The following is a 23,988-nucleotide window of genomic DNA, read 5'->3' on the forward strand; positions in this document are numbered from 1 at the left end:
AACTCAGGCTGAAACCGGATCACTGACCAACAGGCCATATACAGTGAGCGCCTCGCGGCGAACCTGCCGCCGCTGATATGACGCTTGCCTTTGTGCTTGCCGCTATCGTCGTTGTAGGGCGCAGTGCCGCTCAATGCTGCAATCTGATGTCTACCCACCTCGCCTAGCTCCGGAAGATAGGACATCAAGCTGGCCGCTGTAACAAGTCCTATGCCTTTGACTGAGCACAGAAGGGCTACTTTTTTACGATCCAGACGTTCTGTACTTTGGCGGATCAGGCTTTCCAGCTCCTTCAGCACTTTTTGCAAATAGTCGATATGACTCTGCAGCGCAGGCTTGACCACGTCAGAGGAGGCCGTTTTAAGCCGCCGTTTGTCGTCATCTCTTTGCTGAACAAAGTGCTCTCGCTGTTGGACTAGGGCGCGCAAATCATCCTGCTCGGCGCTGGTAACCCGGCTATCGGGCGATTTGATGACCGCTGCGAACTGCGCAAGAAGGCGTGCATCTATCGGATCGGTTTTGGCTTGTTGCCCCATAGCCCGGGCAAAGCTTTTGGCTCGGCAAGGGTTGATCCGTATGACTTCAAAGCCCGCAGCTTGAAGCGCTTTCATGACTTTGCGCTCGTAACCGCCAGTGGCCTCCAGCAACACTCGACCCACGCGATGCAGGGTTAGCCATCCAATTAACCCAGGAAAATCACTCTGCGAATTGGAACAACTCATCGCTACATCCAGTTGATCAACCCGAATCTCGAGGCTACCGCTGGAGACATCAATACCTGCTGGATAGGAAAACATAGCCAAATCCTCTTACACTCAAGGTGAGAGCGCTCTGGCTTGGCCCACGCTTGTAACTGTTCGAGGTGGGCTCGTTCAACTGTTCGGGCTCAATGACCAGAGTGGAGAGGTGAGTGACAGCATGGGCTCCCACACGTGCTTTAAGCACTTCGGGCATTCAGCTTGTCACTCACCGCTCTCACCTTCAGTTTAAGCCTGGTTCAAGACACAAGCGGGCTTGCCCGCGATAGCGGTGGAACAGCAGCACATAGGCTGGCTGACAATCCGCTATCGCAGGCAAGCCCGCTCCCACATTTTTTTGCGTTGCATTTGAGATTTTCAGCACAAAAAAAAATCCCCGTATCTTTCGATACGAGGATTTTTAATATGGTCGGGGTAAGGGGATTCGAACTCCTGACATCCTGCTCCCAAAGCAGGCGCGCTACCGGACTGCGCTATACCCCGGTAATAAAAAGGCGACCTTTCAGTCGCCTTCTTCGATCAGTGCTTTTGGCCTCTGATCTTAAGATCTGATTCCAGCGTTAACTGGTCTCAAAAATGGTGGGTCGTGTGGGATTCGAACCTACGACCAATTGGTTAAAAGCCAACTGCTCTACCAACTGAGCTAACGACCCAAATATGGTCGGGGTAAGGGGATTCGAACTCCTGACATCCTGCTCCCAAAGCAGGCGCGCTACCGGACTGCGCTATACCCCGGTTTTGAAATTGGCTCCGTGACCAGGACTCGAACCTGGGACCCAATGATTAACAGTCATTTGCTCTACCGACTGAGCTATCACGGAACTACATATTTCAAATGTACAACTTTTACTGCTGTGTAACCTTCTCTTCGACTTGCCCGTATCGCTACGTTCATGTGTCTGAGGCGCGCTATTCTACAATCTTAAAAACCCCTGTCAACCCTTTAAATTGCTTTTAAGACAATGATTTGCGCTTGTTTCTGATTTCTTCTTGGGGAGAAGAAACCCGTGGGCTGACGTTGCTGCGGGGCGCACTTTACAAGCCTTTGCCTTACAGTTCAACGCCCTATCGAAAAAAAAGGCCCCGTAATGCGGGGCCTTGTCTTATCCGCCTACAGCCTGGGCTCAGTGGAAGACGATTTCGTCGTTTTCCACGGTCGCCGTGACGCTGGTGCCCGGCATGAAACTGCCCGACAAAATCAACTGGGCCAGCGGGTTTTCGATCCAGCGCTGGATCGCACGTTTCAACGGCCGTGCGCCATACACCGGGTCATAACCGACCGCGATCAATTTCTCCAACGCGTCACTGCCCAGCTCCAGCGACAGTTCGCGTTCGGCCAGACGACTGCGCAGACGGCCCAGCTGGATCTCGGTGATACCCGCGATCTGGTCACGTGCCAGAGGCTCAAAGATCACCACTTCGTCGACCCGGTTAATGAATTCCGGACGGAAGTGCGTGGTCAACGCATCCATTACAGCAGCACGCTGGCCCTCACGATCACCTACCAGCTCCTGGATCTGCGCCGAGCCCAGGTTGGAGGTCATCACGATCACCGTGTTGCGGAAGTCCACGGTGCGCCCGTGACTGTCCGTCAGGCGGCCATCTTCCAGCACTTGCAACAGGATGTTGAACACATCCGGATGCGCCTTCTCGACCTCATCCAGCAAGATCACCGAGTAAGGCTTACGCCTCACGGCTTCGGTCAGGTAACCGCCCTCCTCGTAGCCCACATAGCCTGGTGGCGCGCCGATCAAGCGAGCCACCGAGTGTTTCTCCATGAATTCGGACATATCGATCCGCACCATGGCCTCTTCAGTATCAAAGAGGAACTCGGCCAAGGCTTTGCACAGCTCGGTCTTACCCACGCCGGTCGGGCCGAGGAACATGAACGAACCACTTGGGCGATTCGGGTCGGACAAACCGGCACGGGAACGCCGTACTGCGTTGGACACCGCCACCACAGCCTCTTCTTGGCCAATGACGCGCTGGTGCAACAGGCTTTCCATCTTCAGCAGCTTGTCGCGCTCACCTTCGAGCATTTTCGACACCGGAATGCCGGTCCACTTGGAAACAACTTCGGCAATTTCTTCCTCGGTCACTTTGCTGCGCAACAACTGGTTCTCGCTTTTACCGTGCTGATCGACCATCTGCAGGCTGCGCTCCAAGTCCGGGATCACCCCGTATTGCAACTCGGCCATGCGGTTCAGGTCGCCTTTACGGCGTGCGGCTTCCAGTTCCTGGCGGGACTGCTCGATCTTTTGCTGAATCTGCGCAGAACCCTGCACTTCAGCTTTCTCCGAGGTCCAGATTTCTTCCAGGTCGGAATACTCGCGCTCCAGACGGACGATTTCTTCCTGGAGTTTTTCCAGACGTTTCTTCGCCGCTTCGTCTTCTTCTTTCTTAAGGGCCTGGGACTCAACTTTCAGTTGAATCAGGCGCCGATCCAGACGGTCGAGTACTTCCGGCTTGGAATCGATTTCCATGCGGATACGGCTGGCCGCTTCGTCGATCAAGTCGATGGCCTTGTCCGGCAACTGACGGTCAGTGATATAGCGATGGCTCAACTTGGCCGCCGCAATGATCGCACCGTCGGTGATCGCCACCTTGTGGTGGACCTCATAACGTTCTTTCAAGCCTCGCAGGATCGCGATGGTGTCTTCTTCGCTCGGCTCCTCCACCAGCACTTTCTGGAAGCGACGCTCAAGGGCGGCGTCTTTTTCGATGTACTGGCGATATTCGTTGAGCGTGGTAGCACCGACGCAGTGCAACTCACCCCGCGCCAAGGCTGGCTTGAGCATGTTGCCGGCGTCCATGGAGCCCTCGCCTTTGCCGGCGCCTACCATGGTGTGCAGTTCGTCGATAAACAGAATGATCTGCCCTTCCTGCTTCGACAATTCATTCAGCAGGGATTTCAGACGCTCTTCGAACTCGCCACGAAACTTGGCACCGGCGATCAGCGAACCCATGTCCAGGGACAGCAGGCGCTTGCCTTTCAGGCCGTCTGGCACTTCACCATTAATGATGCGCTGGGCCAGGCCTTCGGCAATCGCGGTCTTACCCACACCAGGCTCACCGATCAGCACCGGGTTGTTTTTGGTGCGACGTTGCAGCACCTGGATAGTGCGACGAATTTCATCGTCACGGCCGATCACCGGATCAAGCTTGCCCTCTTCGGCGCGCTTGGTCAGGTCGACCGTGTATTTATCCAGTGCTTGACGCGACTCCTCATGGTTGGGGTCGTTTACCGCGTCACCGCCACGCAGGTTGTTGATGGCGTTTTCCAGGGCTTTCTTGCTCACGCCTTGGCCCAGCAACAATTTGCCAAGCTTACTGTTCTCGTCCATCGCGGCGAGCAGTACCAGTTCACTGGAAATGAACTGGTCACCCTTCTGCTGGGCCAGACGGTCAGCCTGATTCAGCAGGCGCGCCAAATCCTGCGACATATTCACGTCGCCGGTCGGGTTTTGGATTTTCGGCAGTTGGTCGAGCTCTTTGCTCAACTCCTTGCGCAGGCTGTTGACGTCAAAGCCCACCTGCATCAGCAAGGGTTTGATAGAACCACCTTGCTGTTCTAGGAGCGCCTGCATCAAGTGCGCAGGCTCGATGGCCGGGTGGTCAAGGCCCACCGCCAACGATTGGGAGTCTGATAAGGCCAACTGCAATTTGCTGGTTAAACGATCAATACGCATTAGTCACCTTCCTTTTGAGCAGGCCGGAGCTATAAAACATCCTGAATGAAGAAACCTGCCAGATACCCCTATAGATGTGGTCGATTCTGGGAGATTCAAGCTACGGACAGTTGACGCAGATCAGAAGAGTCTAGCGCTCGAGCCAGATAAGGGAGGCGAACCGACCGGTGCGAGAGCTGCGGCGGTAAGAAAAGAAGCGTGGATCGGTCACGGTGCAGAAACCGCCACCGTAAACAGCCGTGACACCCCGCGCGGCAAGGCGCAAACGGGCCAACTGATAGATGTCGGCCATGAACTTGCCGGGATTGCGGCTGGGCACAAAGGCTTCGGCGGTAATCGGCAGTTGCTGCATGAAGGCTTCACGCACTTCAGGGCCGACTTCGAATGCCTGTGGGCCAATGGCCGGGCCGAGCCAGACCAACACGTCAGCGGGTTCGGCGTCCAGGCTGTCGAAAGCAGCCTCCAACACGCCTGCCGCCAACCCGCGCCAACCGGCATGGGCAGCCGCCACACGGGTGCCGGCGCGGTTGCAGAACAACGCGGGCAGGCAATCGGCAGTCATTGAGGTACAGGCAATGCCTGGAGTGCTGGTCCAACTGCCATCGGCTTCGACAGTCTGACCAGGATCGGCCTCGACCACCTTGATACCGTGGACTTGGCGCAGCCAGGCCGGCTGTATAACGAAGGCATCGGTAAGCCGACGGCGATTTTCCAGGACGGCGTCCAGGCTGTCCTCGACATGATCGCCCAGGTTGAGGCTGTCGAACGGCGCCAGACTGACGCCGCCCGCACGGGTGGTGACGCAGGCTTTCACCTGAGCCGGCGCAGGCCAGTCAGGAATCAGCCAGTCACTCATCCGATAAATGCCTCGCGATCCTGCTTGAGCAGCGACAACAACCAGACCAAATCGTCTGGAAGAGGCGATTCCCAGCTCATCCGCTTACCGCTCGTCGGATGATCCAGCTCGAGGAAGCGTGCATGCAGTGCTTGGCGCGGGAAGGATTTCAGCGATTCAACCATGGTCACACTGGCCGCCGGCGGAATACGGAAGCGACCGCCGTAGGCCGGATCTCCGACCAACGGGAAGTTAATGTGCGCCATGTGCACGCGAATCTGGTGCGTACGGCCGGTTTCCAGCTTGACCCGCACATGCGTGTGGGAGCGGAAACGCTCGAGTACACGGTAGTGGCTGACGGCTTGCTTACCGCCCTCCATCACCGCCATACGCTGGCGCTGCTGGCCGTGACGACCGATCGGGGCGTTGATCTTGCCACCTGCCACCACCACGCCAATCACGATGCATTCGTAGATCCGGCTGACGCTGCGGCTTTGCAATTGTGTGACCAACTGCGTCTGCGCCTGAATGGTCTTGGCCACCACCATCAAGCCGGTGGTGTCCTTGTCCAGACGGTGCACGATGCCGCAGCGCGGGACGTTGATGATGTCCGGCACGTGGTGCAGCAAGGCATTAAGCAAAGTGCCATCAGCGTGCCCGGCGGCCGGGTGAACCACCAGGCCTGCGGGTTTGTTGATGACCAGGATGTCGTCGTCTTCATAGACGATGTCCAGCTCAATGTCCTGGGCAACCCATTCTCCCTGGGCTTCCTGCTCGGCAGTCAGCTCAAGAATCGCACCGCCATGGACTGTGTCTCGCGGGCGGATAACCGCTCCATCCACAGTCAGGCGGCCGTCTTTGATCCAGGCGGAAAGGCGCGAGCGCGAGTGCTCAGCGAATAATTGTGCGGCGACTTGATCGAGGCGTTGGCCGCCCAATTCGGACGGCACCTCTGCGCGAAGTTCAATTTTATCGGACATGCTCAGACTAGGCGTGGCACAGCCTTTGGTTTCGGCTGCGCGCTTGTGGTTAAATACGGCGTCTTTTGCCCCGAGGCTTTCAACGGGGCGCTCATCATAACAGGACGGCCCCGCCCAAGACAGCGGCCGTCATAGGGACGCAAGCCGCCATGCAAGTGAAACACCTGCTGCTGATCGCCATCCTCGCCATGACTGCTGCTTGCTCGTCAACAAAGGAAGTCGTCGACGAAAACCTGAGCGAAGTCGAGTTGTACCAACTGGCTCAGAAAGACTTGGACAATAATAGCTACACCAGCGCCACAGCGAAGCTGAAGGCACTGGAGTCGCGTTATCCGTTCGGGCGCTACGCCGACCAGGCCCAGCTCGAGCTGATCTACGCCAACTACAAGAACGCCGAACCGGAAGCTGCCAAGTCCGCCGCCGAGCGTTTCATCCGCCTGCATCCGCAGCACCCGAACGTCGACTACGCCTACTACATGAAGGGCCTGACCTCGTTCGACCAGGACGTTGGCCTGTTGGCGCGCTTCCTGCCGCTGGACATGACCAAGCGTGACCCGGGCGCTGCCCGCGACTCCTACAACGAGTTCGCGCAACTGACCAGCCGCTATCCCAACAGCCGCTACGCGCCGGACGCCAAGCAGCGCATGATCTACCTGCGCAACCTGCTGGCGTCCTACGAGATCCACGTGGCTCACTACTACCTGACCCGTCAGGCCTATGTAGCGGCCGCCAACCGTGGCCGTTATGTCGTCGAGAACTTCCAGGAAACCCCTTCCGTGGGTGACGGCCTGGCAGTGATGACCGAGGCTTACCAGCGTCTGCACCTGGACGACCTGGCCAGCACCAGCCTGGAAACCCTGAAGCTCAACTACCCTGACCACCCTAGCCTGAAAGATGGCCAGTTCGTGCCTCAGGTTGCCGAAGCCGACAACCGTTCGTGGCTGAGCAAGTACACCCTGGGCCTGATCGAGTCCCGTCCACCGCTGCCGCCGGGCGAAACCCGCGCCAACCAGGACGTGATCAAGCAGTACCAGGACGCCAAGGACGCTATCCCTTCGGACCTCAAGCCGCATGACGAGAACGGCGACGTGATCGAAGAGGAAGAGCCACAGGCCCTGGGCAACAACCAGGACCGTTCGTGGTTCAGCTACATGACCTTTGGTGTGTTTGACTGATTGCACCCTGCGTCATCAAGAAGGAGCCTTTCGAGGCTCCTTTTTTGTGAGCGATATTATTGCGCTGTGCGCCTGGCACGTCCTTGGCTAAACTGGCGCATTCCTTGTCGAGAAACTGCCCATCATGCTTCGTCTACTGTTCTGGATTGCCGTCATTGCCGCTGCAGTATGGTTCTGGCGCAAATTCAAAAGCCCGGCCGCCAAACAGCAACGCGCCAGTGAGCCCGACGCCGCCTTGATGGTGCGTTGCGCCCACTGCGGCGTGCACCTACCGCAGGATCGTGCCTTGGGCTCGCGCCAGGAGTGGTATTGCACCCAGGCGCATCTGGAGCAGGGGCCGAAGTCTATCCAGCGTTGATCCGACCCTCGGGCGCATAAGGCGCCGGGTCGATAATTGGCGTACGCGCCAGCAGCAAGTCGGTAAATAATTGGCAGGACGCCGGCGCAAGCACCAGGCCATTGCGGTAATGCCCGCAATTGAGCCACAACCCTTTGAATCCCGGCACGCGGCCGATGTAAGGGATACCTTCCGGCGAACCTGGGCGCAATCCGGCCCAGTGCCCAACAACCTCGGCGTCCGCCAAGGCAGGAATCAACTCCACCGCTGACGCCTTGAGGCTTTCCAACGCTGTTTCAGTGGGAGTCTTGTCGAAGCCTTCATGCTCCAGCGTACTGCCGACCAGGATGTGCCCGTCACGCCGAGGGATCGCATAGCGCCCCTTGGCCAGGACCATGCTCGACAGGAAGTCAGAGGCGCATTTGTACAGGATCATCTGGCCTTTGACCGGCTCCACCGGTAGCGCCAAGCCGAGTGTGCCAAGCAACTCACCGCTCCAGGCGCCCGCCGCAAGAACGACATGATCGCCGAAGATCGGGCCGTCGGCCGTCTTCACGCCCACCACATTGCCAGCGTCCAGGGCAAACCCGGTCACTTCGCACTGTTCATGAATGGTCACACCGGGCAGCGCCAGCAGTGCAGCCTTGAGGGATTTGACCAAGCGCGGGTTGCGCACATTGGCGACGTTGGCCATATAGATCGCCTGGGAGTACCCACTGCCCAGCACCGGAACGGCATCATGGGCGGCTGACACGTCCACTTTGCTCAATGGCCGGCCTTCACGCACAGCCCAAGCCAGGGCTTCGACTTCGTCGTCCAGGTCCAGCCAGTACAGCCCTGTGGTGTGCACCTCAGGGTCGACACCCGTCGCAGCAAACAAGCGCTCTGCCAGCTGCGGATAAAAATCCTGGGACCAATGCGCCAGCGCGGTGACTGCCGGGCTATAGCGCCACGGATACAGCGGCGAAACAATCCCGCCGCCCGCCCAGGAAGACTCCTGCCCCAACCCCGCGCGCTCCAGCAGTACCACCGCTTGCCCTTGGGTCGCCAGGTTGAACGCCGTCAACAAACCGATGACCCCGCCACCGACTATCACTACCTGCTGTTGCTCTGCCATCATTTGATCCAGCCGATAAATAGGAACAAGCGCACCCGGCGCCCAATCATCCAGCACCCTCATTATTGCCCCCAGCACAGCTTGCGCGACATGTCTGGCGCCGCGCCCGGATTGGACCGCGCAGCGGTGCTGGTCAGGCTGAAGTCGCCGCAAGGGTCGCCGACCATTATCGAGTCGACAGCAGGCGTAGCCACCAGCTGGAAATCCTGAGGGTTCAATGCAGCGCTGATTCTATAGCGATCATTGCCCGCACTGACGCCGCTTGCGTCAATAAAAGTGCCGTTCCTCGTATAAAAGCGCTCCAGGTGTTGAGCTTGCTCGGTCAACAACGCGACGATTTCAGCGCGATACACTTTTTTCATATGGCCGGTGTATCCGGGATAAGCGATCCCAGCGAGAACCGCGATAAGCGCTACAGCGATCAGTAACTCGATCAGGGTGAAACCCTGGCTATCCATGCCCATTACATTGCTCCTTATTGAAGTTGCCGCCATGCGACACGCCGAAAACGCGAGCCTCCCTCCTCGTCCACCCGTGCGTAGACGCTCTCCAGCACCGTGCGCAGTTGGCCGCTCAGCCCGACAGCTGTCACTCGGTACAACGCAGCGTGGGTTTGCGGGGGTAAATGGGCCACCCCTACTGCGGGGCCCAGGAATTGAATGCCGTATACCCCGCCCTTAAGCACAACCCAGGTGACGCCAGAAACGGGGTCCACTCCCGCTCCGACCACTGAAAATGCTGCTTGCGGCGGCGCACAGGCAACCATCGACTGGCACAACGGCAACGTCGCGAATGACCGCTGTATGGCCTGTTCACCGCGCCTCAAGCCACTCTCGGCACTTTGCAGCGACTGATTGCGCTGCCAGAGACTACCGGCGATCTTTTGCTGGATGACTGCGCCTTGCATCGACGACAAACCGATCAGCGACACCAGCAACAGGAACACCAGGCTGATCAGCAGAACCATGCCCGCCTGGCGCAAACGAATGCCTTCCGTGAGCATCATGGCGGCTTATCCCAGACGGTTTCGCAGCGCCGCCACGACGCTGTAGGTTTGATCTTTAACCCGCTCGGTCGGATCTCGCAGCGTCATCAGAATGCGTACACTGCGTATCAGGGACACATCGGCGGGACTCGAGTCATAGCGCACGACCTCTGTTGATGCGGCTTTGGCAGCCACGCCAAAGCTGATATCGAATGCCTGCACGTTATCCACCAGCACTGCCTTGGCGGGGGCCGCAGGCGTGCTGACCTTCAATTGGCCCGCTTCGAAGATGTACGTGAGTTGGCGCAGTGCAAAACGGATCTGTCCGGGTGCAGGCACAGGGGAATTTCCGGCATACGCTTGGGCGCTGCCTGTGCAGTCAGACAGCACCGTCCAATCGGGTTTGCCACTCTCATTGCCGACATCCGCGGTCACCAGTGTGAGCGACCTTGCACCCGCCCCAGCACTCCAACTGACAGGCCGATCAAAGGCCGGAGGAGCGTTGTCGATAAACTCCGTGGCCAAACAGCCAAACATGCCCGCCTGACGGATATCCTGGGTCATCTTGCCCAGCACGAACCGCGCATCATCCTGCAGCATCATGGCGGCCTGCTGGCTGTCGTGGGTGGTCCTGGAATTGATCGCCACCTGGCTGACCCCTAGCACCAGCACCAAGCCCATCGCCAAAGCCAACAGCAATTCCACCAAGCTGAAACCCCGAGTGCGACGCCTCATTGCGTCACCCCCGGCTCATCACTGACGCGACTGGTCAGAATGAATGTTTCCCGAGCACCCGGGCTGTTAGCGCCTCGACTGTCATCCCAACTGATACTGACAGTGGCTTCGTTTGCACTGATCGACACCGCGCCTTTGGCGCTCTCCCCGGCGAAGCCGAGAATATTCGCCTCGAAATCATGCAGGTCCTGGTCGCGCACGCTAGCGGTAGCGCTGCTCGCCGGAGCACGCTCGGACCGCTCCCATGCGTAGTCGGCAGCGGAATTGGCGCGGATTCGGTCGAGCATGTCGTAGGCAATGAAACTGGCCTGGCTGGTCATCCTGGCACTGTCGGTGTATTTCAGCGCATTGAGCTGGATCACCGCCGCGCCCAACAGCCCGATGGTGAGAATCAGCACCGCAACCAACACCTCGATCAGCGTCATGCCGCGTTGGTGCCGGAGTAAGGCGTGGGGAAAACTGGTGTTTGGGCAGGCAAGCATTACCGTCGTCATCCGTGTCGAAGGCCAGAAAAAAGCAGCTGAAATCTGCTGTACGGCCCAAGACTAGCGTCGGTTTTTCACCCGCGCTGCTCCCGGAACAAAGCGAAATACTTTGGACATAAAGGCCACCATCCAGCGCCACAGCACGGGCGCTATACCTATGGCTGTACTCAAATCCATGGAGGGATGGCATATGCAACAACGAGGTTTCACCCTGATTGAACTGCTACTCGGACTGATCGTGAGCAGCGTCCTGGCTAACCTGGCAGTGCCCAGTTTCAAGAGCCTGCTGGAATCACAGCAACGACATAGCGCGGCACAGTCCTTGGCGGGAGGACTGCGCTACGCACGCACCGAAGCCGTCGCACGCAATCGGGCGGTGGTCATTCACGCGCTGGACGAAGACTGGAGCCGGGGTTGGCGGGTGATCGTGGATGAGAGCGGACGCGGCCACTTGGACGATAAAAACCCGGTATTGCTGGAGCACCAGGACAGCGGGAAGGTCCCGATCGTCGGCAATGGGCCGCTCAAGAACCAGGTGCGCTTCAGCGGGCTGGGCGAGCCGATATTTTCAGGGGGAGGGTTTCGTGCAGGTACTGTGCATGTGTGCGACTCGGAGCAGCCACAGAGCCTGTATCAGGTCGTACTGGCGCCCAGCGGGCGCATCAGCCTGCGCAGCGACCGTGCCGAGCAGGCATTGTGCCGGAGCTAATCCGGCACCCGGACAATCAGAGCAGCGAGCGAACCCGCAGCTCCTTGGGCATGGAGAACGTGATGTTTTCTTCGCGACCCGCCAGTTCGTCCGCACCGGTGGCACCCCACGCATGCAACTGCTGGATAACGCCGCGCACCAGCACTTCCGGGGCCGAAGCACCCGCCGTGATACCAATGCGCTCGACGCCATCGAACCAGCTGCGCTGCATGTCTTCGGCGCCGTCGATCAGGTATGCAGGGGTTGCCATGCGCTCAGCCAGCTCACGCAGGCGGTTGGAGTTGGAGCTGTTAGGGCTGCCGACCACCAGGACCACGTCACATTCATCGGCCAGTTGCTTGACCGCGTCCTGCCGGTTTTGGGTGGCGTAGCAGATGTCGTCCTTGCGCGGCCCGCCGATGGCCGGGAAGCGACTACGCAGCGCGTCGATAACGCGGCTGGTGTCGTCCATAGACAAGGTGGTCTGGGTCACGAATGCCAGGCGTTCAGGGTTTTGCACCTGAAGATTGGCAACATCCTTTTCGTCTTCGACCAGGTAGATAGCCCCGCCATTGCTGGCATCGTACTGGCCCATGGTGCCTTCAACTTCCGGGTGGCCGGCATGGCCGATCAGGATGCACTCTCGACCGTCACGGCTGTAGCGCGCGACTTCGATGTGCACCTTGGTGACCAACGGGCAGGTGGCATCGAAGACTTTCAGGCCACGGCCTGCCGCTTCGGTACGCACGGCCTGGGAAACACCGTGGGCGCTGAAGATGACGATTACGTCGTCCGGCACCTGGTCCAGCTCTTCGACAAAGATGGCACCGCGCGCGCGCAGGTCCTCGACCACGAATTTGTTGTGGACGACTTCATGGCGCACGTAAATCGGCGGCCCGAAGACTTCCAGGGCGCGATTGACGATTTCGATCGCCCGGTCCACACCGGCGCAGAAGCCACGGGGGTTGGCGAGTTTGATTTGCATGCTGTGCCTCGTGTCTTGCCCTGCAAGAAATTAGATCAACACAGCCCTTGGGGAAACCGACTCCTGGGGAGCTGGCTTGCCTGCGATAGCATCACCGCGGTGTAGTCGATACACCGAGTCGTCTGCATCGCAGGCAAGCCAGCTCCCACACAAGCCAGCTCACACAGGAACCGCTTCTGTCAGTTTAAAGCGCTTTAACGCTGAAGATTTCAACGTCAAAGGTCAAGGTTTTACCGGACAGCGGGTGGTTGAAGTCGATGGTCACTTGCGCGTCATCAAAGGTTTTCACCACGCCGGGCAGCTCGGTATTCGCCGCATCGTTGAAGATCACCAGCAGGCCTTCCGACAGGTCCATGTCCTGGAACTGCGAACGCGGGATGATTTGCACGTTTTGCGGGTTGGGCTGGCCAAAGGCGTTTTCCGGCAGGATCTGCAGGGTACGCTTGTCACCCGCCTTGAAGCCGAACAGGGCCGCTTCGAAACCCGGCAGCAGGTTGCCGTCGCCCACCTTGAAGGTAGCCGGGGCTTTGTCGAACGTGCTGTCGACCGTGTCGCCGTTCTCAAGGCGCAGTGCGAAATGCAAGGTGACTTCCGTGTTCTGGCCGATGCGTTGCTCAGCCAATACCTGATCAGTCATTGACGGTCTCTCCGGTTTTCTTACTTTTGAACATGTCCAACGCCAGCATGATTGCACCGACGGTGATGGCACTGTCGGCAAAATTGAACGCCGGGAAGTACCAACGGTTCTGCCAATGCACCAAGATGAAGTCAATCACATGGCCCAGGGCAATGCGATCGTACAGGTTGCCCAGCGCGCCACCCAACACCAGAGCCAAGGCGATCGCCAACCAGGTGTCATCGCGACCAAGACGCTTGAGCCACACGACCAGCACCGCACTGACCACCACCGCGATCACGGCGAACAGCCAGCGCTGCCAGCCGCCTCCATCAGCGAGGAAGCTGAAGGCCGCGCCAGTGTTGTAGGCCAGGGTCCAGCTGAAGTAATCCGGGATGACTACGATCTGCTGGAACATTTCCAGAGTGCCCTCGAAATGAGCCTTGCTGACCTGGTCAATGACCAGCACCAGCAAGCTCAGTACGAGCCAGCCCAGACGTCCGAAACGACCGGCATTAGGCATAGTGGCGAACCTCACCAGCACCCGAGATGTTGTCGACACAACGACCACAGATTTCCGGATGCTCAGGGTTCACGCCAACATCTTCGCGGCAGTGCCAGCAACGGGCGCACTTAGGGAAGGCCGACTTGACCACTTTGAGCTTGAGGCCCGGTACTTCGGTGGCAACCGCGTCCGCCGGAGCCTGGGCAAACGGTGCCAGGCTCGCGGTGGAGGTGATCAGCACGAAGCGCAGCTCGTTGCTCAGCTTGGCCAGGTCGGCGGTCAGGCCTTCTTCGGCGAACAGGGTGACTTCGGCTTGCAGGTTGCCACCGACGGCCTTGGCCGCACGTTGCACTTCCAGCTCCTTGTTCACCGCAACCTTGACGGCCATTACGCCTTCCCAGTACTCGCGGCCCAGTTCGAAGTCGGCCGGCAGTTCGGTCAGGCCTTCGTACCAGGTGTTGAGCATCACGGACTCGTTACGCTCGCCCGGCAGGTATTCCCACAGTTCGTCGGCGGTGAACGCCAGGATCGGCGCGATCCAGCGCACCAGCGCTTCGCTGATGTGGTACAGCGCAGTCTGCGCCGAGCGGCGTGCCTTGCTGTTGGCGCCGGTGGTGTACTGGCGATCCTTGATGATGTCGAGGTAGAAACCACCCAGCTCCTGAACGCAGAAGTTGTGGATCTTCGAGTAGACGTTCCAGAAGCGGTATTCGCCGTAGCTCTCCTGCAATTCACGCTGCAGCAACAGGGTACGGTCCACAGCCCAACGGTCCAGGGCGAGCATGTCCTCGGCCGGCAGGATGTCGGTGGCCGGGTTGAAGCCGGTCAGGTTCGACAGCAGGAAGCGTGCGGTATTACGGATACGGCGGTAGGCATCGGCGCTACGAGCCAGGATCTGATCCGACACGGCAATCTCGCCCGAATAATCGGTCGACGCTACCCACAGGCGCATGATGTCGGCGCCCAAGGTGTCGTTGATCTTTTTCGGTTCGATCACGTTTTTCAGCGACTTGGACATCTTGCGGCCCGTCTCGTCGACGGTGAAGCCGTGGGTCAGCAGTTCGCGGTACGGCGCGTGGTCGTCGATGGCGCAACCGGTCAGCAGCGACGAGTGGAACCAGCCACGGTGTTGGTCCGAGCCTTCCAGGTACAAGTCGGCACGTGGGCCGGTCTCGTGGCCCATCGGGTGCGAACCGCGCAGGACGTGCCAATGGGTGGTGCCGGAGTCGAACCACACGTCGAGGGTATCGCTGATCTTGTCGTACTGCGGCGCTTCATCGCCCAGCAGTTCGGCGGCGTCCATTTTGAACCAGGCTTCGATGCCTTCCTGTTCAACGCGCTGGGCAACGATTTCCATCAGTTCAACGGTACGTGGGTGCAGCTCGCCGCTTTCCTTGTTCAGGAAGAACGGGATTGGCACGCCCCAGTTACGCTGGCGGGAGATGCACCAGTCCGGACGATTGGCGATCATCGAGTGCAGGCGCGCCTGGCCCCAGGCCGGGACGAACTTGGTTTCTTCGATAGCCTTGATCGCGCGATTACGCAGGGTGTCGCCGCGGGTCGGCTCTTTGTCCATGCCGATGAACCACTGCGCGGTGGCGCGGTAGATCAGCGGAGTCTTGTGGCGCCAGCAATGCATATAGCTGTGCTGGATGGTGGCGGTTTGCATCAGCGCACCGACTTCACGCAGCTTTTCGATGATCGCTTGGTCGGCCTTGAAGATGAACTGGCCGCCGAAGAACTCCAGCGACGGCACGTAGACGCCGTTGCTTTGCACCGGGTTGATGATGTCGTCGTTGACCAGGCCGTACTTCTTGCAGATCACGAAGTCGTCCACGCCGTAGGCAGGCGAGCAGTGAACAACGCCCGTACCCGAACCCAGTTCGACGTAGTCAGCCAGGTACACCGGCGACAGGCGGTCATAGAACGGGTGACGGAAGTTGATCAGTTCCAGCGCTGCGCCGGTGGTGGTGGCGATCACCGAACCTTGCAGTTCGTAACGCGCCAGGCAGGCTTCGACCATTTCTTCAGCCAGCACGAGCAGGCGGTCACCGACATCTACCAGGGCGTAGGTAAATTCCGGGTGCACGTTCAGCGCCTGGTTAGCCGGGATGGTCCACGGGGTGGTGGTCCAGATCACGATGGCAGCCGGCTTGCTCAGGCTTGCCAGGCCAAAAGCCTGGGCCAACTTGGCGTCGTCGGCGATCGGGAAGGCCACGTCGATGGTCGAGGACTTCTTGTCTTCGTACTCGACTTCCGCCTCAGCCAGGGCCGAACCGCAATCGAAGCACCAGTTCACGGGCTTGAGGCCCTTGAACACGAAACCGCCCTTGACGATTTCGGCCAAGGCGCGGATTTCACCGGCCTCGTTCTTGAAGTTCATGGTCTTGTACGGGTTGTCCCACTCGCCCAACACGCCCAGGCGGATGAATTCGGACTTCTGCCCTTCGATCTGCTCGGTGGCGTAGGCACGGCACAGTTCACGGGTTTTATCCGCGCCCAGGTTCTTGCCGTAGGTCACTTCGACTTTGTGTTCGATCGGCAGGCCGTGGCAGTCCCAACCCGGGACGTACGGCGCGTCGAAGCCCGACAGGGTCTTCGAGCGCAGGATCATGTCCTTGAGAATTTTGTTCAGCGCATGACCGATGTGAATCGTGCCGTTGGCATAAGGAGGGCCGTCGTGCAGGACGAACTTCGGACGATCCTTGCCAATTTCGCGCAACTTTCCGTACAGGCCAATACTGTCCCAGCGCTGCAGGATCTGCGGTTCGCGCTGTGGCAGGCCGGCCTTCATTGGGAAGGCGGTGTCCGGAAGGTTTAGCGTGGCTTTATAGTCGGTCATTTAAGGCTCTTCGGTTAGCGATGGGCGCTAGGTGCGGCTAGTGCACGGGCGGCGGCGACATCCGCATTGATCGCCGTTTTCAACGCCTCAAGGGAGGCGAAACGCTGCTCTTCACGCAGCTTCTGGTGGAAAACCACCGTCAAACGCCGGTCATACAGATCACCGGCAAAATCCAGCAGGTGTACTTCCAGGTGGGCCTTGCCATCACCTGCAACCGTGGGCCTGACGCCTATGTTGGCGACTCCCGGCCACGCTTGGCCGTCGATATCGACGCTCACCAGATACACCCCGGTCAGCGGCACGCGACGGCGCTTGAGTTGCACGTTGGCGGTTGGCGTGCCCAATTGGCGCGCCAGCTTCTGACCGTGCAGGACCCGACCGGCAATGCGGAACGGGCGACCGAGCAAACGCTCGGCCAAGGCGAAGTCGGCAGCGGCCAGGGCGTTACGCACCTGGGTACTGCTCACGCGCAGGCCGTCCAGTTCGACGGTTTGCGCGGCTTCGACGGTAAACCCCTGGTTGGCGCCGGCCTGTTGCAGGAAATCGAAATCCCCGACGCGGTCGCAACCAAAGCGGAAGTCGTCACCGACCTCCAAATGCTGCACGCCCAGGCCATCGACCAGGATGCGGTCGACAAACTCGGCAGCGCTCAGGCTTTGCAAGCGCTGGTTGAAAGCCAGGCAGAGGACGCGGTCCACGCCTTCTTCAGCCAGCAATTGCAGCTTGTCTCGCAAGCGGGCAAGACGCGCCGGCGCTGTCTCGGGGGTAAAGTATTCCCGCGGCTGCGGCTCAAAAATCACCACGCAGCTGGGCACGCCCAACTCGACTGCGCGCTCGCGCAGCCGGGCCAGGATAGCCTGGTGGCCACGGTGAACACCGTCAAAGTTGCCAATAGTGGCGACGCAGCCCCGATGTTCAGGGCGCAGGTTGTGGAGACCTCGAACCAGCTGCATAACGCGCTTCTTGCTCATAAAGTGGTCGATTATAACCACACCCGGCCCCGGACGACAGGCAACAGCACAAGCCAAATGGATCGAATCGATAAAACAACCGTTTTATCGCGGCAAACTCTCTAGCTCAATGACTTGCGATTGAAATCCCGCAAGCGGAAGCCTTGCAGCAGCAACATCCCGAAGTACACCACCACGCCGGCGACTACCAGCACGCCAAGGCGCATAAAGCGCTGCAGCATGTGGCCCTCGTCCCAGGCGGGCATATAGTGCATCAAGCCCAGCAGCACGGCCGACATCACCGCCACCGCTACCAGCAGCTTTAGCGCAAACAGGCCCCAACCGGGCTGCGGCTGGAACATTTGCTGCTTGCGCAGCTGGTAAAACAACAGCCCGGCGTTGATGCACGCACCGACGCTGATAGCCAGTGCCAGGCCGGCATGGGCCAACGGACCGATGAACACCAGGTTGAGCAGCTGCGTTACGACCAAGGTAAAAATGGCGATTTTGACCGGTGTACGGATGTTTTGCTGGGCGTAGAAGCCTGGTGCCAGCACCTTGATCACGATAATGCCGAGCAACCCTACGGAATAGGCGACCAGTGCGTACTGCGTCATCAATGCATCATGGGCATCGAATTGGCCGTATTGAAACAGCGACACGGTCAGCGGCTCCGCCAGAATCCCCAGGGCCAGGGCACATGGCAGCACTAGTACAAAACACAGGCGCAGGCCCCAATCGAGGATGCGCGAGTATTCCTGGCGGTCCTTGCTGGCGTAAGTGCGCGCCAGGGTTGGCAGCAAAATCGTGCCCAGCGCCACGCCCAGCACGCCGGACGGCAATTCCATCAGACGATCGGCGTAGTACATCCACGACACCGAGCCGGACACCAGCAGCGAAGCGAACGCCGTGTTGATAATCAGGGAAATCTGGCTGACTGAGACGCCGAGGATCGCCGGCAGCATATTGCGCATCACGCGCCAGACGCCGGTGTCCTTGAGGTTCAGGCGCGGCAATACGAGCATGCCGATTTTTTTCAGGTGCGGCAGTTGGTAGAGCAATTGCGCCAGGCCGCCGGCCAGCACTGCCCAGCCCAACGCCATCACCGGAGGATCGAAGTACGGCGTGAGGAACAGCGCGAAGATGATCATGCTGACGTTCAGCAGGGTCGGCACGAAGGCCGGCACCGAGAAGCGGTTCCAGGTATTGAGGATCGCCCCGGCCAGCGATGAAAGGGAGATCAGCAATATATAAGGAAAGGTCACCCGCAGCAGGTCAGTGGTCAGCGCGAATTTTTCTGGTGTATTGGCGAAACCCGGGGCTGTGGCCCAGATGACCCAGGGAGCAGCAAGCATGCCGAGCACGGTCACCAGCATCAGCACCAGGGTCAACAGGCCCGAGACATAGGCGATAAAAGTGCGCGTCGCTTCCTCACCCTGCTGGGTCTTGTATTCCGCCAGGATGGGCACGAACGCTTGGGAAAACGCGCCCTCGGCGAAGATCCGCCGCAGCAGGTTGGGCAATTTAAAGGCAATAAAGAAGGCATCCGTGGCCATGCTGGCGCCGAAAATGCGCGCCAGCAGGGTGTCACGCACAAACCCCAAAACCCGGGAGATCATTGTGATAGAGCTGACGGCGGCCAGCGATTTGAGCAGATTCATTGAAAGAGTTTGCGCCTATAGATAAACAGCAGGCGAAAGAAGCGCCCACTTATGCGATACTGCGCGCCTGCAACAGCACAGAGCCAAAGCTCGCGAGTTTACAGGTCAAGCGCCGGAAATAAATCACCCGCCTCTTCAGATCGACCACTCAGCAGTTCGCATCAGCCGCTCTTGACAACACATCAAGTCATCGGCATGATTCGCGGCCTATTTTGTTTGCTATTTCCTAAAAAGTCTTTCGAGGAGCTCGACGGTGGCCAACACACCTTCCGCCAAAAAACGTGCAAAACAGGCTGAGAAGCGTCGCAGCCACAACGCCAGCCTGCGTTCCATGGTTCGTACCTACATCAAGAATGTAGTTAAGGCCATCGACACCAAAGACGCTGAAAAAGCCCAAGCTGCTTACGTTCTGGCTGTGCCAGTTATCGACCGTATGGCCGATAAAGGCATCATCCACAAGAACAAGGCCGCTCGTCATAAGAGCCGCCTGAATGGCCACATCAAGGCTCTGAGCGTTCCTGCTGCAGCCTAAGTGGTAACAACTGCAACGCAACCCAGGTTGTGAAACAGTTAAGAAATGCCCCGTACCGAAAGGTCCGGGGCATTTTTGTTTGCGCCCGATATGTGGAGTGCGCAGATCAAAATGTGGGAGCAGTGTATTTTCGAGCACAAAAAAAACGCCCCGAACCAGTCGGGGCGTTTTTGCTACCAGCTGATCAATGCATCAATCAGTGGTGATGACCACCTTCACCGTGGACATGGCCGTGAGCCACTTCTTCCTGGGAAGCGTCGCGGATGGCAACGATCTTCACTTGGAAGTTCAGGCGCTGGCCAGCCAGAGGGTGGTTGCCGTCGACGGTAACGTCGTCGCCGTCCAGGTCACGGATGGTGACGATCTGCATTTGGCCGTCCGGCGCGGAGGCGTGGAACTGCATGCCTACTTCCAGTTCGTCAACGCCTTCGAACATGCTGCGGCTCAGCGTGCTGACCAACTCGGCCGAGTATTCGCCGTAGGCATCTTCAGGTTCTACGGCAACGGTCAGCTCATCACCAACTTGTTTGCCTTCCAGGGCCTTTTCCAGGCCTGGGATGATGTTACCTGCGCCTTGCAGGTAGACCAGCGGCGCGCCGCCGGCGGAGCTGTCGATGACCTCACCAGCGTCGTTGGTCAGGGTATAGTCGATGGAGACAGCCTTGTTAGCGGCGATCGTCATGGGGCGAGACCTTTTGCATAAGAATGAAGAACGGACAAGTCTAAACAAGGATTTGCCCGAAAGCGAACAGAACCCGGACGGACGGGGTCAGACAAGCCACTCGACGATCACCGGTTTTCATCAGGATGAAGACCGGCACTGGGTTGCCGAGCTGTCCTGCGGCCACACCCAGCACCTGCGCCACCAGCCGCCCTGGCAGTCGCGCGCGTGGGTGCTTGACCGCGCGCAACGTATTGAAAAAATAGGCCAGCCCTTTGCCTGCGGCTGGTGTGCGCAAGTGCACGAATAACGATAACCTTGGCATCTGATTCCCGGTAGACGCTCAGCCATAGAGCGCCACCCAAGCCATGCAACTCCAGAGAATTCGCATGCAAACTTTTTTTATCGCGCCCACCGATTTTGGTGTGGGTCTGACCTCCATCAGCCTTGGGCTGGTGCGCACCCTTGAGCGAGCCGGGCTGAAAGTCGGCTTTTTCAAACCGATTGCCCAACCACACCCGGGCGACACTGGCCCTGAGCGCTCCACCGAACTGATAGCGCGCACCCACGGCCTCAAGCCACCACAACCCCTGGGCCTGGCCCATGTCGAGCGGATGCTCGGCGACGGCCAGCTCGACGAGTTGCTGGAAGAAATCATCACGCTGTACCAACAGGCCGCAGTGGGCAAGGACGTGCTGATCGTCGAAGGCATGGTGCCGACCCGCAGCGCCAGCTATGCCGCGCGGGTCAACCTGCACCTGGCCAAGAGCCTGGATGCGGAAGTGATCCTGGTCTCCGCCCCGGAAAACGAAGTGCTCACCGAACTCTCCGGCCGCGTGGAATTGCAGGCCCAACTGTTCGGCGGCCCGAAAGACCCGAAAGTACTCGGCGTGATCCTTAACAAGGTGCGCACCGACGAAAGCATGCAAGCCTTCTCCGCGCGCCTCAAGGAACATTCGCCCCTGCTGCGCAGCGGTGATTTCCGCCTGCTCGGCTGCATCCCCTACCAGCCGGAACTCAACGCCCCACGCACCCGCGACGTGGCCGACCTGATGGGCGCGCAGATCCTCAACGCCGGCGACTACGAAACCCGCCGCATGACCAAGATCATCATCTGCGCCCGCACCATGCGAAATACCGTGGAGCTGCTCAAGCCCGGCGTGCTGGTGGTAACCCCCGGCGACCGCGACGACATCATCCTCGCCGTCAGCCTGGCCGCGATCAACGGCGTACCGCTGGCCGGCCTGTTGCTCACCAGCGACACCCTGCCCGACCCGCGCATCATGGATTTATGCCGAGGTGCGTTCCAGGCCGGCCTGCCGGTGCTGTCGGTGAGCACCGGTTCCTATGACACTGCCAACCAGCTCAACAGCCTCAATAAAGAAATTCCCATCGATGACCGCGAGCGCGCGGAAATCATCACCGATTTCGTCGCCAGTCACCTCGATGCGCGCTGGCTGCACCAGCGTTGCGGCACGCCGCGGGAGATGCGCCTGTCGCCGGCGGTGTTCCGCTACCAGTTGATCCAGCGCGCCCAGGCCGCCAACAAACGCATTGTGTTGCCGGAAGGCAGCGAACCGCTGACCGTACAAGCCGCCGCTATCTGCCAGGCACGCGGCATTGCTCGCTGCGTGTTGCTGGCCAAGCCGGCGGATGTGGAAGCGGTCGCCCGCGCCCAAGGCATCGAATTGCCCGAAGGCCTGGAGATTCTCGACCCGGACCTGATCCGCCAGCGCTACGTGGAACCGATGGTCGCGCTGCGCAAGAGCAAGAGCCTCAACGCGCCGATGGCCGAGCAGCAACTGGAAGACACCGTGGTGATCGCTACCATGATGCTCGCTCTGGATGAAGTGGACGGCCTGGTTTCCGGCGTTATCCACTCCACCGCCAATACCATCCGCCCTGCCCTGCAGCTGATCAAGACCGCACCGGGTTGCACGCTGGTGTCGTCGGTGTTTTTCATGCTGTTCCCTGAGCAGGTGCTGGTGTACGGCGACTGTGTGATGAACCCGCACCCGAGCGCTGCCGAACTGGCGGAGATCGCCCTGCAAAGCGCTGATTCGGCCGCTGCTTTTGGCATCACGCCGCGCGTGGCGATGATCAGCTATTCCAGCGGCGACTCCGCCAGCGGCGAGGAAGTGGAGAAAGTCCGTGAAGCCACCCTGCTCGCCCATGAGCAACAAAGCTCGCTGCTGATCGACGGCCCACTGCAATACGATGCCGCGGCTAACGAAACCGTGGCCCGCCAACTGGCCCCCGACAGCCTGGTTGCCGGCAAGGCCACGGTGTTCGTGTTCCCCGACCTGAACACCGGCAACACCACCCACAAAGCGGTACAACGCAGCGCCGATTGCGTGAGCCTGGGGCCGATGCTCCAAGGCCTGCGCAAACCGGTCAACGACCTGCCGCGTGGCGCTCAGGTGGACGACATTGTGTACACCATCGCGCTCACCGCGATCCAAGCCGCCAACCGACCTATGGATATCTAAATGCTGGATTTTCTACCTGCCGCCGTGCGCGGGGTGATCGCATCGCTGTTGCTGGCGCTGAACACGATCCTGCTGTGCTCGTTCTTGTTTATCGTCGCGCTGTTCAAGGCGCTGCCGTTTGCCAAGGGTTTCAGCGAATGGCTGATGAACCACACGCATGAGGCCTGGGTCACCAACAACAAGGGCTGGATGAACCTGGTCCGGCGCACGCGCTGGCACCTTAAAGGCCTGGAAAGCTTGGATTACCAGCACTCGTACCTGGTGACCAGCAACCACCAGAGCTGGGTCGACATCATGGTGCTGCAATATGTGCTGAACCGTCGGATCCGCCCGCTGAAGTTCTTCCTCAAGCAGGAGCTGATCTGGGTGCCGGTAATCGGCCTGGCGTGGTGGGCGCTGGGCTTTCCGTTCATGAAACGCTACACCAAGGCTTATCTGGAAAAACACCCGGAGAAAAAGGGCAAGGACCTGGAAACTACGCGCAAGACCTGTGCGAAGTTTCGCGACAACCCGGTGGGAATTTTCAACTTTGCCGAAGGCACGCGGTTTACCCCCGGCAAGCATGCGCAGCAGAACTCGCCGTTTCGCTACCTGCTCAAACCCAAGGCCGGTGGCATCGCGTTTGTGCTGGACGCGATGGGTGAGCAGTTGAAGTCATTGGTCAACGTGACCATTCACTACCCTGCCGGACGCCCTGGGTATTGGGATTTGCTGTGCGGGAATGTGAAGGACGTGGTGGTGCAGTTTGAAGAGGTGCAGATCCCGGCTGAGTTCATTGGAAAGAATTATGAGCAGGATGGGGAGTATCGGTTGGCGTTCCAGGGGTGGATCAATCGGTTGTGGGAAGAGAAGGATCAGTTGCTCGCTAAATTGCACACAGATTTCCCAGACAACCGATGATCAAAATGTGGGAGCGGGCTTGCTCGCGAAGGCGGTGGATCAGTTACCTATGTATTGGCTGAC

General features: G+C 59.4%; 22 protein-coding genes, 4 tRNA genes and 1 pseudogene. 7 read left to right on the forward strand and 20 right to left on the reverse strand.

The genetic code is table 11. The annotated features are described in order from the left end of the window. The 8 genes from BFP95_RS01370 to rluD form a co-directional block, all read right to left on the reverse strand. The coding region (locus tag BFP95_RS01370) for an IS110 family transposase (RefSeq protein WP_065909028.1) at positions 1 to 797 on the reverse strand (797 nt) is incomplete at its 3' end. 367 nt (positions 798 to 1,164) lie between these two features. Next, positions 1,165 to 1,241 (reverse strand) — tRNA-Pro (locus BFP95_RS01375). Positions 1,242 to 1,335: 94 nt separating this feature from the next. Next, a tRNA-Lys gene (locus BFP95_RS01380) sits at positions 1,336 to 1,411 on the reverse strand. Between the two features lie 5 nt (positions 1,412 to 1,416). Further along, positions 1,417 to 1,493: transfer RNA gene (locus BFP95_RS01385), tRNA-Pro, on the reverse strand. Positions 1,494 to 1,503: 10 nt separating this feature from the next. Continuing rightward, a tRNA-Asn gene (locus tag BFP95_RS01390) sits at positions 1,504 to 1,579 on the reverse strand. Positions 1,580 to 1,882: 303 nt separating this feature from the next. Beyond that, positions 1,883 to 4,447 (reverse strand): ATP-dependent chaperone ClpB, encoded by a 2,565-nt coding sequence (clpB, locus tag BFP95_RS01395; protein ID WP_065875161.1) that lies wholly within the window; start codon positions 4,445 to 4,447, stop codon positions 1,883 to 1,885. A gap of 130 nt (positions 4,448 to 4,577) precedes the next feature. Next, positions 4,578 to 5,303: a peptidoglycan editing factor PgeF gene (pgeF, locus tag BFP95_RS01400; protein WP_065875162.1), complete on the reverse strand. Its 726-nt coding sequence runs from the start codon at positions 5,301 to 5,303 to the stop codon at positions 4,578 to 4,580. Then, positions 5,300 to 6,262: a 23S rRNA pseudouridine(1911/1915/1917) synthase RluD gene (gene rluD / locus BFP95_RS01405; RefSeq protein ID WP_049710064.1), complete on the reverse strand. Its 963-nt coding sequence runs from the start codon at positions 6,260 to 6,262 to the stop codon at positions 5,300 to 5,302. Before rluD ends, pgeF begins: the two co-directional genes overlap by 4 nt. Positions 6,263 to 6,411: 149 nt before the next feature. Here rluD and BFP95_RS01410 point away from each other — a divergent pair, with 149 nt between their 5' ends. Both BFP95_RS01410 and BFP95_RS01415 read left to right on the forward strand, forming a co-directional pair. Continuing rightward, positions 6,412 to 7,437 carry an outer membrane protein assembly factor BamD gene (locus tag BFP95_RS01410; protein WP_049710065.1) on the forward strand — a complete coding sequence of 342 codons (1,026 nt, stop codon included), beginning with the start codon at positions 6,412 to 6,414 and terminating at the stop codon, positions 7,435 to 7,437. A gap of 124 nt (positions 7,438 to 7,561) precedes the next feature. After that, positions 7,562 to 7,795 (forward strand): PP0621 family protein, encoded by a 234-nt coding sequence (locus BFP95_RS01415; RefSeq protein ID WP_065875164.1) that lies wholly within the window; start codon positions 7,562 to 7,564, stop codon positions 7,793 to 7,795. Here the strand turns inward: BFP95_RS01415 and thiO are convergent. The 5 genes from thiO to pilV form a co-directional block, all read right to left on the reverse strand. Next, on the reverse strand, positions 7,782 to 8,891 hold the full coding sequence (thiO, locus tag BFP95_RS01420) for a glycine oxidase ThiO (protein WP_065875165.1): 1,110 nt from the start codon (positions 8,889 to 8,891) through the stop codon (positions 7,782 to 7,784). The two genes, BFP95_RS01415 and thiO, sit on opposite strands and share 14 nt — an antisense overlap. A 62-nt stretch (positions 8,892 to 8,953) precedes the next feature. Next, the gene (locus tag BFP95_RS01425) at positions 8,954 to 9,355 is read right to left on the reverse strand and encodes a type IV pilin protein (protein WP_065875166.1); all 402 of its coding nucleotides are present in this window, start codon (positions 9,353 to 9,355) and stop codon (positions 8,954 to 8,956) included. An 11-nt stretch (positions 9,356 to 9,366) separates the two neighbouring features. Then, positions 9,367 to 9,897: a pilus assembly PilX family protein gene (locus tag BFP95_RS01430; RefSeq protein WP_065909031.1), complete on the reverse strand. Its 531-nt coding sequence runs from the start codon at positions 9,895 to 9,897 to the stop codon at positions 9,367 to 9,369. Between the two features lie 6 nt (positions 9,898 to 9,903). Further along, positions 9,904 to 10,611 (reverse strand): PilW family protein, encoded by a 708-nt coding sequence (locus tag BFP95_RS01435; RefSeq protein ID WP_065909034.1) that lies wholly within the window; start codon positions 10,609 to 10,611, stop codon positions 9,904 to 9,906. Continuing rightward, on the reverse strand, positions 10,608 to 11,093 hold the full coding sequence (gene pilV, locus BFP95_RS01440; RefSeq protein ID WP_065879642.1) for a type IV pilus modification protein PilV: 486 nt from the start codon (positions 11,091 to 11,093) through the stop codon (positions 10,608 to 10,610). Before pilV ends, BFP95_RS01435 begins: the two co-directional genes overlap by 4 nt. A 193-nt stretch (positions 11,094 to 11,286) precedes the next feature. On the opposite strand from pilV, the pseudogene BFP95_RS01445 reads away from it, so the two are divergent. After that, positions 11,287 to 11,802 (forward strand): annotated as a pseudogene (locus BFP95_RS01445) (GspH/FimT family pseudopilin); the annotation flags it as partial. Between the two features lie 19 nt (positions 11,803 to 11,821). Here BFP95_RS01445 and ispH read toward each other — a convergent pair. From ispH to murJ, 6 genes are all read right to left on the reverse strand, one after another. Beyond that, positions 11,822 to 12,769, reverse strand: a complete 948-nt coding sequence (ispH, locus tag BFP95_RS01450; protein ID WP_012722142.1) for a 4-hydroxy-3-methylbut-2-enyl diphosphate reductase — start codon at positions 12,767 to 12,769, stop codon at positions 11,822 to 11,824. Positions 12,770 to 12,953: 184 nt separating this feature from the next. Continuing rightward, entirely contained in the window at positions 12,954 to 13,391 is a 438-nt protein-coding gene (locus BFP95_RS01455) for an FKBP-type peptidyl-prolyl cis-trans isomerase (RefSeq protein ID WP_175403053.1), read from the reverse strand. Between the two features lie 7 nt (positions 13,392 to 13,398). Then, complete coding sequence (lspA, locus tag BFP95_RS01460; RefSeq protein WP_065890544.1) at positions 13,399 to 13,908, reverse strand: signal peptidase II; 510 nt, start codon at positions 13,906 to 13,908, stop codon at positions 13,399 to 13,401. Then, positions 13,901 to 16,732: an isoleucine--tRNA ligase gene (gene ileS, locus BFP95_RS01465; protein WP_065909037.1), complete on the reverse strand. Its 2,832-nt coding sequence runs from the start codon at positions 16,730 to 16,732 to the stop codon at positions 13,901 to 13,903. Before ileS ends, lspA begins: the two co-directional genes overlap by 8 nt. A 14-nt stretch (positions 16,733 to 16,746) precedes the next feature. Next, positions 16,747 to 17,685 (reverse strand): bifunctional riboflavin kinase/FAD synthetase, encoded by a 939-nt coding sequence (ribF, locus tag BFP95_RS01470; RefSeq protein ID WP_049710077.1) that lies wholly within the window; start codon positions 17,683 to 17,685, stop codon positions 16,747 to 16,749. Between the two features lie 119 nt (positions 17,686 to 17,804). Continuing rightward, positions 17,805 to 19,343 (reverse strand): murein biosynthesis integral membrane protein MurJ, encoded by a 1,539-nt coding sequence (gene murJ / locus BFP95_RS01475; protein WP_065909040.1) that lies wholly within the window; start codon positions 19,341 to 19,343, stop codon positions 17,805 to 17,807. Between the two features lie 253 nt (positions 19,344 to 19,596). Between murJ and rpsT the strand changes: the two genes are divergently transcribed. Beyond that, positions 19,597 to 19,875, forward strand: a complete 279-nt coding sequence (rpsT, locus tag BFP95_RS01480) for a 30S ribosomal protein S20 (RefSeq protein WP_003188401.1) — start codon at positions 19,597 to 19,599, stop codon at positions 19,873 to 19,875. 196 nt (positions 19,876 to 20,071) lie between these two features. Here rpsT and BFP95_RS01485 read toward each other — a convergent pair whose 3' ends face one another. Continuing rightward, positions 20,072 to 20,557, reverse strand: coding sequence for an FKBP-type peptidyl-prolyl cis-trans isomerase (locus BFP95_RS01485; RefSeq protein WP_012722137.1), 486 nt, complete (start codon positions 20,555 to 20,557; stop codon positions 20,072 to 20,074). On the opposite strand from BFP95_RS01485, the gene BFP95_RS01490 reads away from it, so the two are divergent. From BFP95_RS01490 to BFP95_RS01500, 3 genes are all read left to right on the forward strand, one after another. Continuing rightward, positions 20,556 to 20,846 (forward strand): DUF3565 domain-containing protein, encoded by a 291-nt coding sequence (locus BFP95_RS01490; RefSeq protein ID WP_139114552.1) that lies wholly within the window; start codon positions 20,556 to 20,558, stop codon positions 20,844 to 20,846. The genes BFP95_RS01485 and BFP95_RS01490 overlap by 2 nt on opposite strands. A gap of 79 nt (positions 20,847 to 20,925) precedes the next feature. Continuing rightward, the gene (pta, locus tag BFP95_RS01495; RefSeq protein WP_065875175.1) at positions 20,926 to 23,025 is read left to right on the forward strand and encodes a phosphate acetyltransferase; all 2,100 of its coding nucleotides are present in this window, start codon (positions 20,926 to 20,928) and stop codon (positions 23,023 to 23,025) included. After that, a complete protein-coding gene (locus BFP95_RS01500) occupies positions 23,026 to 23,925 on the forward strand; it encodes an acyltransferase (RefSeq protein WP_065909043.1) in 900 nt (299 codons plus the stop codon). Positions 23,926 to 23,988: the final 63 nt, after the last annotated feature.

The sequence above is a fragment of the Pseudomonas sp. 58 R 12 genome, assembly GCF_900005865.1.
Lineage (GTDB): Bacteria > Pseudomonadota > Gammaproteobacteria > Pseudomonadales > Pseudomonadaceae > Aquipseudomonas > Aquipseudomonas tritici.